The organism is Pseudomonas sp. P1_C12, assembly GCF_056406435.1.
Window position 1 is genome coordinate 114,608 of the sequence record NZ_JBFUAE010000004.1, and the last position, 12,726, is coordinate 127,333.

The 12,726-nt window shown below is 61.3% G+C and carries 12 protein-coding genes; 3 read left to right on the top strand and 9 right to left on the bottom strand.

The annotated features are described in order from the left end of the window. The first annotated feature begins 56 nt into the window (after window positions 1–56). The gene (locus AC1D19_RS07825; protein ID WP_477753035.1) at window positions 57–686 is read left to right on the top strand and encodes a glutathione S-transferase; all 630 of its coding nucleotides are present in this window, start codon (window positions 57–59) and stop codon (window positions 684–686) included. Between the two features lie 12 nt (window positions 687–698). Here the strand turns inward: AC1D19_RS07825 and rloA2 are convergent, their stop codons facing one another. After that, the gene (gene rloA2, locus AC1D19_RS07830) at window positions 699–1,205 is read right to left on the bottom strand and encodes a retropepsin-like aspartic peptidase RloA2 (protein WP_477762872.1); all 507 of its coding nucleotides are present in this window, start codon (window positions 1,203–1,205) and stop codon (window positions 699–701) included. A gap of 164 nt (window positions 1,206–1,369) precedes the next feature. Here rloA2 and AC1D19_RS07835 point away from each other — a divergent pair, with 164 nt between their 5' ends. Continuing rightward, the gene (locus AC1D19_RS07835) at window positions 1,370–2,257 is read left to right on the top strand and encodes an acyltransferase (protein WP_477762873.1); all 888 of its coding nucleotides are present in this window, start codon (window positions 1,370–1,372) and stop codon (window positions 2,255–2,257) included. A gap of 1 nt (window position 2,258) precedes the next feature. Here the strand turns inward: AC1D19_RS07835 and AC1D19_RS07840 are convergent, their stop codons facing one another. Further along, a complete protein-coding gene (locus AC1D19_RS07840; protein WP_477753038.1) occupies window positions 2,259–2,807 on the bottom strand; it encodes a DUF2780 domain-containing protein in 549 nt (182 codons plus the stop codon). A gap of 244 nt (window positions 2,808–3,051) precedes the next feature. Between AC1D19_RS07840 and AC1D19_RS07845 the strand changes: the two genes are divergently transcribed. Next, window positions 3,052–3,540, top strand: a complete 489-nt coding sequence (locus tag AC1D19_RS07845) for a hypothetical protein (protein WP_477762874.1) — start codon at window positions 3,052–3,054, stop codon at window positions 3,538–3,540. Between the two features lie 47 nt (window positions 3,541–3,587). Here the strand turns inward: AC1D19_RS07845 and fdhA are convergent, their stop codons facing one another. The 7 genes from fdhA to glyA form a co-directional block, all read right to left on the bottom strand. Further along, window positions 3,588–4,787 (bottom strand): formaldehyde dehydrogenase, glutathione-independent, encoded by a 1,200-nt coding sequence (fdhA, locus tag AC1D19_RS07850; protein ID WP_477753040.1) that lies wholly within the window; start codon window positions 4,785–4,787, stop codon window positions 3,588–3,590. A gap of 163 nt (window positions 4,788–4,950) precedes the next feature. Then, a complete protein-coding gene (purU, locus tag AC1D19_RS07855; protein ID WP_477753324.1) occupies window positions 4,951–5,808 on the bottom strand; it encodes a formyltetrahydrofolate deformylase in 858 nt (285 codons plus the stop codon). 115 nt (window positions 5,809–5,923) lie between these two features. After that, window positions 5,924–6,556 (bottom strand): sarcosine oxidase subunit gamma, encoded by a 633-nt coding sequence (locus AC1D19_RS07860; protein WP_150725144.1) that lies wholly within the window; start codon window positions 6,554–6,556, stop codon window positions 5,924–5,926. 157 nt (window positions 6,557–6,713) lie between these two features. Then, on the bottom strand, window positions 6,714–9,731 hold the full coding sequence (locus tag AC1D19_RS07865) for a sarcosine oxidase subunit alpha (RefSeq protein WP_477762875.1): 3,018 nt from the start codon (window positions 9,729–9,731) through the stop codon (window positions 6,714–6,716). After that, window positions 9,728–10,057 carry a sarcosine oxidase subunit delta gene (locus AC1D19_RS07870; protein WP_223456827.1) on the bottom strand — a complete coding sequence of 110 codons (330 nt, stop codon included), beginning with the start codon at window positions 10,055–10,057 and terminating at the stop codon, window positions 9,728–9,730. Before AC1D19_RS07870 ends, AC1D19_RS07865 begins: the two co-directional genes overlap by 4 nt. A 14-nt stretch (window positions 10,058–10,071) precedes the next feature. Continuing rightward, the gene (locus AC1D19_RS07875) at window positions 10,072–11,322 is read right to left on the bottom strand and encodes a sarcosine oxidase subunit beta (RefSeq protein ID WP_007947735.1); all 1,251 of its coding nucleotides are present in this window, start codon (window positions 11,320–11,322) and stop codon (window positions 10,072–10,074) included. Between the two features lie 23 nt (window positions 11,323–11,345). Further along, window positions 11,346–12,599 carry a serine hydroxymethyltransferase gene (gene glyA, locus AC1D19_RS07880; RefSeq protein WP_130210172.1) on the bottom strand — a complete coding sequence of 418 codons (1,254 nt, stop codon included), beginning with the start codon at window positions 12,597–12,599 and terminating at the stop codon, window positions 11,346–11,348. Window positions 12,600–12,726 lie beyond the last annotated feature (127 nt).

Sequence of the window (12,726 nt, forward strand, 5' to 3'; positions counted from 1 at the left end):
AGCTATCGCTCCAACGCGCTATGCTGCCCGACACTGCCACCGATCGAGACGCTGCCATGTCCGCCCCGAGCATGACCCTGTACCACAACCCGCTCTCTCCCTTCGTTCGAAAAGTCATGGTGCTGCTGCACGAAACCGGTCAACAGGACCGCGTGGCGTTGCAGACCAGCGTACTCACCCCGGTCAACCCGGACCTCACGCTGATCGAAGATAATCCCCTGGGTAAGATCCCGGCGCTGCGCCTGGCCGATGGCAACATCATCCATGACAGCCGGGTCATCCTCGATTACCTCGATCAGCAGCACGTCGGCAACCCGCTGATCCCCCGCGAAGGCTCGGCCCGCTGGCGGCGCCTGACCCTCGCGTCCCTTGCCGACGGGATCATGGACGCGGCCGTGCTGGTGCGCTACGAAGTCGCCCTGCGCGCCCCGGAGAAACACTGGGACGAATGGCTCGACGGCCAGCGCGACAAAATCCGCCGCGCCCTGGCATTGCTGGAAAAGGACGCGATTGCCGAGCTGACCTGCCACTTCGACGTGGCCGCGATCAGCGTGGCCTGTGCACTGGGTTACCTGGATTTGCGCCATCCGGATCTGGACTGGCGCACGGCGAATCCGCAACTGGCGGCGTGGTATTTCGAGGTGAGCCAGCGGCCTTCGATGATTGCGACGATGCCGAAGGTTTAAGCCTGCAAAAGATCAGCAATCCGGCTTGTCGGCCGTAAACCGCCGAGCCGGATTCACCGCCGCCCCGAACTCACGCAACGCCTTGGCGCCAATCAGCAACGGGTAGTTGAAGCTGCTGCGGTCGGTGAGGTTGACCTCCACGGTGCGCTTGACGTTGCCCAGACACAGTTCCAGATCGACCACCGGACGCTTGGTTGGCGCGACGACTTCGCGGTCCTCTTCGTCCTCTTCGGAACGGGTTTTGATCTTGCTGATGCGCGCTATCTTGTGTTCGTAGACCTGGTTGCTCGCGTCCTTGGTGCCGAGGCGGAAACGCACCCAGTCTTCACCGTCACGCTTGAAGGTTTCGATGTCCTTGGCCGACAGCGACGCGGTCAGGGCGCCGGTGTCCATTTTGGCCTTGAGAACCTGCCCGCCGATTTCCGGCAGGGCAATGTATTCGTAACGCCCGTACAGGGTCGGCTCGGCGGCCATGACCGGCAGGGCGATGAGGGAGAGCACTGCAAGGAGGGATTTCACGTAATGGGTTTCCATGAGAGTGAGCAGTCGGATTTTAGACCGTCGTTCGCTTGATCGTTCCCACAACGTTACCGACCCGAAAGTGAAACATTCGTCAGCACCGATTTGGCCTGCCGCCCGAAGCTGCTTATCATGGCGCGCCCAACCGCCTCCACGAGTGACTTATGCGCCGCCTGCTCACCGGCTGTTTCGTGACCCTGCTGCTTGTGCTCAACACCCTGGTCCTGATCGGGCCACTGCTGGTGTTTGCCCTGCTCAAGCTGGTCCTGCCTGGCCGTTTTCGCGATTACGCCTCATGGGTGGTGATGTGGATCGCCGAGACCTGGTCCGAGATCGACAAGCTGATTTTCCGCCTGTACATCCCCACCCAATGGGACATCCGCGGCGGTGACGATCTGCGCCGTGATACCTCGTACCTGGTGATCAGCAACCATCAATCCTGGGTCGACATCCCGGCGCTGATCCAGACGCTGAACCGACGCACACCGTTCTTCAAATTCTTCCTCAAGAAAGAACTGATCTGGGTGCCCTTCCTGGGCCTGGCGTGGTGGGCGCTGGATTACCCGTTCATGAAGCGCTACAGCAAGGCATTCCTGGCCAAACACCCGGAACTGGCGGGCAAGGATCTGGAGATCACCAAACAGGCCTGCGAGCTGTTCAAGCGCCAACCGGTAACCGTGGTCAATTATCTGGAAGGCACGCGGTTCACGTCGGCCAAACGCGCTCAACAGCAATCACCGTTCAACTACCTGCTCAAGCCAAAGGCTGGCGGCGTGGCGTTTGTACTGGCGGCAATGGGCGAACAGCTGGATGCGATTCTCGATGTGACGGTGGTTTACCCGCAGCAGAAGATTCCGGGGTTCTGGGACTTGATCAGCGGCGATGTGCCAAGGGTCATCATCGATATCCGAACCCGCGATCTCGACCCGGCGCTGTGGCAGGGCGACTACGAAAACGATCCGCTGTTTCGCGAGAAGGTCCAGAACTGGGTCAACCAGCTCTGGATCGAGAAGGATCAGCGCATCGACGCCTTGCGCGCCGGGCACCGCTGAATCAGCTACCGGTGCCCCAGATGCTGCCCAGGCTGCTCAGCAGCGTACCGCCGACGCCCTGCTGACCGAGGTACTGCAGGAGCACCGGGGTAAACAGGCCGATCATGCCGCTGTCCATGCCCAGGGCGCTGAAGGCGTTGTTCAGGTCGTTGGTGTCCTTGACGTTACCCAGGGCATTGTCCAGCCCTGCCGCTTTGCCGCTGGAGCCGAGCAGACCGGCCAGCGCACCCAACTCGCCGCCGCCCGAGAGCATGTCGATGCCTGGCACGCTTTTGGCCAGTTCCGAGTAGTCGGTCGAACTTAACTGGTTCTTCGCCAGCCCCAGCATCGCCCCGGCACCGCCGATGGCTTGCTGTGGGGTGATGTTCAATTGAGTGAGCGTGCTCAGCAAGTCGGCTGTCTGCGGTGTGGGTGCGGCAGTCGCTGCCACGTCACCGCCCTTGATGCCCGAAATCGCATTGGCCGCATCGTTCAGGCTGAACTGTGCAAAGGCCGGACTGGCGGACAGTGCCAACAGCGAAGCCAATGCAATGCCGCGTGAAATCTTCATCCAGACATCCTCTTGTGCCATGAAACCATCCGAAAACCGGCGGTAAAACTGCCGGTTTGACCAGGCATCCTCAATCATGTTCCTTGCCGCGCATCCACTTTTACCCCGGTCACGTATAAGAAACGTGAATCCCTGGATGTCGCGCGATGAATAAGGCGTCAACGCAACCTATCAATACTGATAGTACCTGCCGCAGTCCACCTCCCCCAACATGATGGCTCAAACCCATGTAAAGGAGTACATCATGATACGTAAAACACTCGCGGCAAGTGCCGTACTACTGTCAGTATTCACAGCCAACGCCTTGGCGGCAACCACTATGTGTCCGTCAGCTGCAAGCATCAAACAAAAACAGGAGGAACAAGGCTACAGCTATACCGCCCCCGGTCCGAACGGCCGCGTCTGGGTAGGCGAAAACCCCTATGCCAGCGAGGGAGATCTTAAAACCTTCGTATTCACCGGAGCGCTCTACCGGACCGTCAGTTCCGAAGGTAATACGGATGTAGTTTCGTGTGATTACGAGGGTGACGACTGGTATGCGTTTGCCAGGATGACGTTGTACTCCTTCAGAGAGTGGGCCCCCGTCAAGGGCACAAAATGGGAGGCGCAACCCATTAAAGAAAAGGCCGGAGCTTCCAACAAAGCCAAGTCCGTTGAACACTGCGATTCACGGGTGGAAAAGGAATGTGAGTTCAACTACAGAGTCCTGACCATGCCACCGACAGGCCATTGAACAAAAAAAAGGGCGACCTCGGTCGCCCTTTTTTTAACCCGACGGCCTTAGGCCGCGCTGAACATCTTGTGCGGATCGATCACAAACTTCTTCGGTACGCCGGCATCGAACTCGCCATAACCCTGCGGAGCCTGATCCAGGCTGATCACCTGAACGCCTACCACTTCGGCGATGTTGATGCGGTCCCACATGATCGCTTGCATGAGCGCGCGGTTGTACTTCATCACCGGGGTCTGGCCGGTATGGAAGCTGTGGGACTTGGCCCAGCCCAGACCGAAGCGGATGCTCAGGCTGCCCATTTTCGCGGCAGCATCGACAGCACCCGGGTCTTCGGTCACGTAGAGGCCGGGGATGCCGATCTTGCCTGCCACACGCACCACGCCCATCAGCGAGTTGAGTACGGTGGCCGGGGCTTCGTGTTTCACGCCGTCATGGCCATGGCCACGGGCTTCGAAGCCTACAGCGTCGATGGCGCAATCCACTTCCGGTTCGCCGAGCAGTGCGGCGATCTGCTCGTGCAGCGGCGTGTCCAGGGACAGGTCGGCGATTTCGAAGCCCTGGGCCTTGGCGTGAGCCAGGCGCACGGTGTTGACGTCGCCGATGATCACCACCGCCGCACCCAACAGGCGAGCGGATGCGGCCGCCGCCAGGCCGACCGGACCGGCACCGGCGATGTATACGGTGCTGCCCGGGCCGACGCCAGCGGTCACGGCACCGTGATAGCCGGTCGGCAGGATGTCGGAAAGGCAGGTCAGGTCGCGGATTTTTTCCATGGCCCGGTCGCGATCCGGCAGTTTCAGCAGGTTGAAATCGGCGTACGGCACCATGGCGTATTCGGCCTGGCCACCGGTCCAGTCGCCCATGTCGACATAACCATAAGCGCCACCGGGACGCGCCGGGTTGACGCTCAGGCACACGCCGGTGTGCATTTCTTTGCAGGAGCGGCAGCGCCCGCAAGCCACGTTGAACGGTACGGACACCAGGTCGCCGATATTCAGGTTCTCGACGTCGCTGCCCTTCTCGATCACTTCACCGGTGATCTCATGGCCCAGCACCAGGCCGGTTTGCGCCGTGGTACGCCCGCGCACCATGTGCTGGTCGGAACCACAGATGTTGGTGGACACCACACGCAGGATGACAGCGTGTTCAATCTTCCTGCCGCGCGGGTCCTGCATTTTCGGATAGTCAATACTCTGCACTTCGACCTTGCCAGCGCCGAGATACACCACACCACGATTGCCAGACATGCTTTCACCTCGCTGTTGTTTTTATGGAACCGCGTTGCCCAGGCAGGCAGCGCGTTAAGTGCTCGGGAATTCAAAAGATCGCAGCCTTCGGCAGCTCCTACATTGATCACATACCCCTGTAGGAGCTGCCGAAGGCTGCGATCTTTTCAGGCAGTAAAAAACGCTAGAGAACAACCGTCCTGTTCGCGTTCAAAAACACTCTTCTTTCAATGTGATAGCCCACCGCCCGGGCCAGCGTCAGCCCTTCGATATCCCGCCCCTTGGCGATCAAATCTTCCGGATAATGGCTGTGGTCCACTGCCTCCACACCCTGGGCAATGATCGGACCTTCATCGAGGTCGTTGTTGATGTAATGCGCCGTGGCGCCCACCAGTTTCACGCCCTTGTTGTAGGCCTGGTGATAGGGCTTGGCGCCCTTGAACCCGGGCAGCAGGGAGTGGTGAATGTTGATCGCCTTGCCATCGAGCTTGCGGCACAACTCCGGCGACAGCACTTGCATGTAGCGTGCAAGGATCACCAGTTCGGCGCCGGACTCTTCGATGACCTGCCACACCTGACGCTCTTGGGACGGCTTGTCGTTCGGATCCAGCGGGAAGTGGTAGTACGGAATCTGGTGCCAGTCGGCCAGCGGCTTGAGGTCCGGGTGGTTGGAGACCACGGCAGCGACGTCCATCGACAACTGGCCGATGCGTTGGCGATAGAGCAAGTCATTGAGGCAGTGATCGGCCTTGGAAACCATGATCACCACTTTCGGCCGATAGTTCGGCGCGACCAGTTCGAAGATCATGCCGAAGGCTTCACCGCGCTCGGCCAGGCCCGCGCGGAAGGACTGCTCGTCGAAACCATCGGGTTGGCGAAATTCCACACGAATGAAGAAACGGCCCGAGAGCCGGTCATCGAACGAATGGTGCTCGGTGACGTAGCAGCCCTGCTCGAACAGAAAGCGGGTCACCGCGTCCACGGTGCCGAGCACGCTGGGGCAGTCGGCGGTCAGAATCCATGTGTCTGGGGCGCGGCTCATGGTACGGTGACTCCTGTTCGTTTATTGGCAACCGCTTCGCGGTTGATCGCTGGCAAGCCAGCTCCTACAGGGACCGCGGTCAATTGTAGGAGCTGGCTTGCCTGCGAAAGCAATCTCAAGCCTGAACGCTCAGCCCGTACTCGGCAGAAGCATCCTGCAACCACAGCCACCAGTAATCCGAGAAGCTGCGACGAATCAACAGTTCCCAAGTGTCCTCAGCGGTGTGACGGATCATCAGTTGCGACTTGGCGAACACCGTGCCGACAGCTTTGCCTACCGGGAAGTTGTTCGGGTGCACGTCGTAGCTGGTGGACTTCATCAGCACCTGGCGCACGTTCGGGCCGCTCAGTTCGAGGACTTGCTGGCCACCGCTGACGTTGACGATTGCAATGTGCAGATCGCCAAGCGCTTTGCGGAGCTTTTGCTCGGCGGCCAATTCTTCGCCGGTCGGCACGATCAGCAGCCACTCATCCGGCCCCATCCATTGCAGGCTGGTTTCGCCTTTGACGATGACGCTCAGCGCGCCCGGCAACTCGATGCCAAGGGCCTTGTGCACGCCCGCGGCAAACGCGGCATCGTGGCCATCGCCACGAATGGTCAAGTGGCCGAGGAGTTTTTTCTCACGCACGGTCACGCCGGCGTTCTTGCGACCCTTGCCCACTAGGCTGGCGAGGTCGGCGTGATGCAGCGACGACTCGGCCTTGGCCCCGGAGGTTGGGCGTTGTTGGTAAACATTGGCTGCGGTCATAAAGCACCTTTCCTGAATTCTGTTAAAGAGTGTGGTTTCTGACCCTGTAGGAGCCGGCTTGCTGCGGGCGGCATTCCGACGATCCAGACGACTCGGTGTCCGGACTGACGCCTTCGCTGGCAAGCCAGCTCCTACAGGGGATCACCACACCTGGCAATCAAACGTTCTGGCGTTCGCCCTTCGGATCGAAGAACACCGAAGAAACGATTTCCGCCTCGATCACGCTGCCATCCGCCAGCGGTGCGAACACGCGCTCGCCCATGCGGTTCAGACCGCCCTTGACCACGCCCATAGCGAACGAATAGCCCAGGGAGTTGTGCAGGTAACTGGAGGTCACGTGACCAACCATGGTCATCGGGATCGCCTGCTTGGTGTTAAACACCAGCTGCGCGCCTTCCGGCAGCCATTTGTTCGGATCGATCGGCTTGAGGCCAACCAGTTGCTTGCGCTGATCACGCACGCAATCTTCACGGTTCATGCCGCGCCAGCCGATCCACGAGAACGGTTTGGTGCGACCGACACACCAGCCCATGTTCAGGTCGTCCGGGGTCATCGAGCTGTCAGTGTCCTGACCGACGATGATGAAGCCCTTCTCGGCCCGCAGCACGTGCATGGTTTCGGTGCCATATGGCGTCAGGTTGTACTTCTTGCCAGCGTCGACGATTTTTTCCAGCACACCCATGGCGTAGTCGGCTTGCACGTTGACTTCGTACGACAGTTCACCGGTAAACGAAATCCGGAACACCCGCGCCGGCACACCACCGACCAGACCTTCTTTCCAGGTCATGAACGGGAAGGCTTCGTTGCTCAGGTCGATGTCGGTGACTTCAGCGAGCAGCTTGCGGCTGTTTGGCCCGGACAGGGTCATGGTCGCCCAGTGGTCGGTGACGGAGGTGAAGTACACCTTCATGTCCGGCCATTCAGTCTGGTGGTACAGCTCCAGCCACTGCAGCACACGAGCTGCGCCGCCGGTGGTGGTGGTCATGACGAAATGGTTGTCGGCCAGGCAAGCCGTCACGCCGTCGTCGAACACCATGCCGTCTTCTTTGCACATCAGGCCATAACGCGCCTTGCCCACGTCGAGCTTGGTCCAGGCGTTGGTGTAGACGCGGTTGAGGAACTCGCGCGCATCCGGGCCCTGGATATCGATCTTGCCCAGGGTCGAAGCGTCGAGCAGGCCGACGCTGTCGCGCACGGCTTTGCACTCACGCTTCACTGCAGCGTGCAGGTCTTCACCGGATTTCGGGAAGTACCACGGACGTTTCCACTGGCCGACGTCTTCGAACTCGGCGCCGTTCTTCAGGTGCCACTGATGCAGTGCGGTGTAGCGTACCGGCTCGAAGATGTGCCCACAGTGACGACCGGCCACGGCGCCAAAGGTCACCGGCGTGTAGTTCGGACGGAACATGGTGGTGCCCATCTGCGGGATGGTCACGTTCAGCGAGCGGGCAGCGATGGCCAGGCCGTTGACGTTGCCGAGCTTGCCCTGATCGGTGCCGAAGCCCAGCGCGGTGTAGCGCTTGACGTGCTCGACCGACTCAAAGCCTTCACGGGTCGCCAGTTCGATGGCGGCGGCGGTGACGTCGTTTTGCAGGTCGACGAATTGCTTCGGCGCCCGTGCGGTGTTCTTTTCATGGGGCACCTGGAACAGCGCCAGGGTCGGCTCTTCGAGACGGCTCAGGGCTTTCGGCAGTACGCCTTCGACGGTCTGGAACCCGGCTTCAGCGGCGGCGCGGGCGCCTCCTTCAAAACCGTCGGCCAGGGAATCGCCAAGGCCGTAGACGCCGTTGATGCCACCGACACACACGCGTTTCTGCGGCGCTTCACCCGGTACGAAACCGAGGATGTCTTCGCGCCAGATCGGCTTGCCACCCAGGTGCGAAGCCAGGTGAACCACCGGGCTGTAACCACCGGAGCTGGCCACCACGTCGCATTCAAGCCATTCGCCAGGGCTGGTCACGGTGTGGGCTTTGACATCGATGGCGGCCACACGGGCAGCGGTCACGCGCTTGCTGCCACGGGCCTCGATCACGGCGCTGCCGGTGAGAATGCGGATACCTTTGGCACGTGCTTCTTCCACCAGCGCACCACGCGGGTTGCTGCGGGCATCGGCGATGGCCACCACTTGCAGGCTGGCATCGAGCCAATCCAGGGCAACGCGGTAGGCGTGGTCGTTGTTGGTCGACAGCACCAGCTTCTTGCCCGGTGCCACGCCGTAACGACGCACGTAGGTCGAGATGGCGCCGGCGAGCATGTTGCCCGGCACGTCATTGTTGCCGTAGACCAGTGGACGCTCGTGAGCACCGGTCGCCAGCACCACGCGAGTGGCGCGGACCCGGTGGATGCGCTGACGCACCTGGCCAATCGGTGCGCGGTCGCCGAGGTGATCGGTCAGGCGCTCGTGAATGGTCAGGAAGTTGTGGTCGTGGTAGCCGTTGACGGTGGCGCGCGGCAACAGCAGCACGTCCGGGGTGTTCTTCAGCTCGTCGATGACGCTGGCGACCCACTCGGTCGCAGGCTTGCCGTCGAGGCTTTCGCGGGAATCGAGCAGGCTGCCGCCGAACTCTTCCTGCTCATCGGCGAGGATCACACGGGCACCGCTGCGCGCAGCCGCCAGTGCTGCCGCCAGGCCAGCAGGGCCAGCGCCAACGATCAGCACGTCGCAGTGCTGGTTCATGTAGTCGTAGGTGTCCGGATCGTTCTCGGTCGGCGAGCGGCCAAGGCCGGCGGCTTTGCGGATGTACTTCTCGTAAGTCATCCAGAACGATTGCGGGTACATGAAGGTTTTGTAGTAGAAGCCCGGTGGCATCAGCTTGCCGCCGACCTTGCCGAGAATCCCCATCATGTCGTTGTTCACGCTCGGCCAGCCGTTGGTGCTGGTGGCGACCAGGCCTTGATACAGCGCCTGTTGCGTGGCGCGCACGTTCGGGATCTGCGTGGCTTCGGTGGCGCCGATCTGCAGCACCGCGTTCGGCTCTTCAGCGCCCGCAGCGAAGATGCCGCGCGGACGGGAATACTTGAAGCTGCGACCGATGATGTCGACGCCGTTGGCCAGCAGTGCAGCGGCCAGGGAATCGCCTTCGAAGCCTTTGTAGTTCTGGCCGTTGAAGGTGAAGCTCAAGACTTTGTTGCGGTCGATCCGTCCGCCGTTGGACAGGCGATTGATCTGGCTCATACCTTCTCTCCCAGAGCCGTGCTGGCCGCTTTCGGGCTATCGGTCTTGTCGGTGAATTGTGGCTTGGTGCCGATCTTGTAGGTTTCGAGAATCTCGTAGGTCACGGTGTCGCGGGTGGCGTTGAAGTACTGACGGCAACCGGCGACGTGATCCCACAGCTCGTGGTGCAGACCGCGCGGGTTATCGCGGAAGAACATGTAGTCGCCCCACTCCTCGTCGGTGCAGGTGTTCGGATCCAGTGGACGCGGGATGTGCGCCTGGCCGGATGCATGGAATTCCTCTTCGGAGCGCAGTTCGCCGCAGTGAGGACAGAAGATATGCAACATGGGGATTTCTCCTGTTAGTGGGCAACCGCAGCAGCGCCGTGTTCATCGATCAACGCACCGTTGTGGAAACGGTCGATGGAGAAAGGTGCGGCCAATGGGTGCATTTCACCCTTGGCCAGGCTCGCGGCAAACACGTTGCCCGAGCCAGGTGTGGCCTTGAAGCCGCCGGTGCCCCAACCGCAGTTGAAGAACATGTTCGGTACCGGGGTTTTCGAAATGATCGGGCAGGCATCCGGCGTGGTGTCGACGATGCCGCCCCACTGACGGTTCATGCGTACGCGCGACAGCACCGGGAACATCTCGACGATGGCCTGGATGGTGTGCTCGATCACCGGGTACGAACCACGCTGGCCGTAGCCGTTGTAGCCGTCGATACCGGCGCCGATCACCAGGTCGCCCTTGTCGGACTGGCTGATGTAACCGTGCACGGCGTTGGACATGATCACGCTGTCGATAATCGGCTTGATCGGCTCGGACACCAGCGCTTGCAGCGGGTGGGATTCGATCGGCAGGCGGAAACCGGCGAGCTTGGCCATGTGCCCGGAGTTACCGGCAGTCACCACGCCGACGCGCTTGGCGCCGATGAAGCCCTTGTTGGTTTCAACGCCGATGCACACGCCGTTTTCCTTGCGGAAACCGATCACTTCGGTCTGCTGGATCAAGTCCACGCCGAGGGCGTCGGCGGCACGGGCAAAGCCCCAGGCCACGGCATCGTGACGGGCCACGCCGCCGCGACGCTGGACAGTGGCGCCCATCACCGGGTAGCGAGTGTTCTTGGAGCAGTCGAGGTACGGGATCTCGTCGGCCACTTGCTTGGCATCGAGCAGCTCACCGTCGACGCCGTTGAGGCGGTTGGCGCTGACCCGACGCTCGGAATCACGGATGTCCTGCAGGGTGTGGCACAGGTTGTAGACGCCGCGCTGGGAGAACATCACGTTGTAGTTGAGGTCCTGGGACAGGCCTTCCCACAGTTTCATCGCGTGTTCGTACAGATGCGCCGACTCGTCCCACAGGTAGTTGGAGCGAACGATAGTGGTGTTGCGCGCGGTGTTACCGCCGCCCAGCCAGCCCTTCTCGACCACGGCCACGTTGGTGATGCCGTGTTCCTTGGCCAGGTAGTAGGCCGTGGCGAGACCATGCCCGCCACCGCCGACGATGACCACGTCGTAGACCTTTTTAGGGGTCGGCGTGCGCCACATTTTCTGCCAGTTTTCATGATGGCTGAGAGAGTGTTTGAAGAGGCCGAAGCCCGAGTAGCGTTGCATAGTCATTTACTCCAAAACCGCACTCAGCGATAAACCGGGAAGTCCGCGCACAGGGCTGCCACTTGCTCGGCGACATTGGCCTCGACATCGGCGTCGCCGAGGTTGTCGAGGATGTCGCAGATCCAGCCGGCCAGCGTGACGCACTGGGTCACCTTGAAGCCGCGCGTGGTCACCGCCGGGGTGCCGATGCGCAGGCCGGAGGTCACGAACGGCGACTGTGGATCGTTCGGGACAGCGTTCTTGTTCACAGTGATGTGGGCGCGACCGAGTGCTGCATCCGCCTCTTTGCCGGTGAGGCCCTGACGGATCAGGCTGACCAGGAACAGGTGGTTGTCGGTACCGCCGGACACTACATCGTAGCCGCGTTTGATAAACACGCCGGCCATGGCCTGGGCATTGTCGATCACTTGCTGCTGATAAGCCTTGAAGCCTGGTTCCAGCGCTTCCTTGAAGCACACCGCCTTACCGGCGATCACGTGCATCAGCGGGCCGCCCTGGGCACCGGGGAATACCGCGGCGTTGAGCTTCTTCTCGATTTCTTCGTTGGCCTTGGCCAGGATCAGGCCGCCACGTGGACCGCGCAGGGTCTTGTGGGTAGTGGTGGTGACCACATCGGCGTAAGGCAGCGGGTTCGGGTACAGGCCGGCAGCGACCAGACCGGCAACGTGGGCCATGTCGACGAACAGCAGTGCACCAACCTTGTCGGCGATCTGACGGAAGCGCGGGAAGTCGAGGGTCTTGGAGTAGGCCGAGAAGCCGGCGACGATCATCTTCGGCTTGCACTCGACGGCCAGGCGCTCGACTTCGTCGTAATCGATCAGACCGGTTTTGGTGTCGATACCGTACTGCACGGCGTTGTACAGCTTGCCCGAGGACGACACCTTGGCGCCGTGGGTCAGGTGACCGCCGTGGGCCAGGCTCATGCCGAGGATGGTGTCACCGGCTTGCAGCAGGGCCAGGTACACGGCGCTGTTGGCCGAGGAACCGGAGTGTGGCTGGACGTTGGCATAATCGGCGCCGAACAGTTGCTTGGCGCGCTCGATGGCCAGGGCTTCAACCTTGTCGACGTGTTCGCAACCACCGTAGTAGCGCTTGCCCGGGTAGCCTTCGGCGTATTTGTTGGTCAGGCCGCTGCCTTGCGCTTGCATCACGCGCTTGCTGGTGTAGTTCTCCGACGCGATCAGCTCGATGTGATCTTCCTGACGTTGCTCCTCGGCATTCATCGCCGCCAGCAGTGCATCGTCGTAACCCTGGATCTGGTCTTGCTTGCTGAACATCGCGTCTCTCCCAGCGGCGGCGGTGCGCCATTCGTCTCGGTGAGGCACTGGTTTTTCGGCAGTGCCCTTTGATAGCGATGGTATGACTGGCTTGGAGTCGTCAAATGCCTACGGGCGCCACGCAAAG

Bases quoted from the DNA above. Each gene is read 5' to 3' on its own strand.
- AC1D19_RS07825 (WP_477753035.1), top strand. From the start codon at position 57: ATGTCCGCCCCGAGCATGACCCTGTACCACAACCCGCTCTCTCCCTTC.
- AC1D19_RS07835 (WP_477762873.1), top strand. From the start codon at position 1,370: ATGCGCCGCCTGCTCACCGGCTGTTTCGTGACCCTGCTGCTTGTGCTC.
- AC1D19_RS07840 (WP_477753038.1), bottom strand. From the start codon at position 2,807: ATGAAGATTTCACGCGGCATTGCATTGGCTTCGCTGTTGGCACTGTCC.
- AC1D19_RS07845 (WP_477762874.1), top strand. From the start codon at position 3,052: ATGATACGTAAAACACTCGCGGCAAGTGCCGTACTACTGTCAGTATTC.
- fdhA (WP_477753040.1), bottom strand. From the start codon at position 4,787: ATGTCTGGCAATCGTGGTGTGGTGTATCTCGGCGCTGGCAAGGTCGAA.
- purU (WP_477753324.1), bottom strand. From the start codon at position 5,808: ATGAGCCGCGCCCCAGACACATGGATTCTGACCGCCGACTGCCCCAGC.
- AC1D19_RS07860 (WP_150725144.1), bottom strand. From the start codon at position 6,556: ATGACCGCAGCCAATGTTTACCAACAACGCCCAACCTCCGGGGCCAAG.
- AC1D19_RS07865 (WP_477762875.1), bottom strand. From the start codon at position 9,731: ATGAGCCAGATCAATCGCCTGTCCAACGGCGGACGGATCGACCGCAAC.
- AC1D19_RS07870 (WP_223456827.1), bottom strand. From the start codon at position 10,057: ATGTTGCATATCTTCTGTCCTCACTGCGGCGAACTGCGCTCCGAAGAG.
- AC1D19_RS07875 (WP_007947735.1), bottom strand. From the start codon at position 11,322: ATGCAACGCTACTCGGGCTTCGGCCTCTTCAAACACTCTCTCAGCCAT.
- glyA (WP_130210172.1), bottom strand. From the start codon at position 12,599: ATGTTCAGCAAGCAAGACCAGATCCAGGGTTACGACGATGCACTGCTG.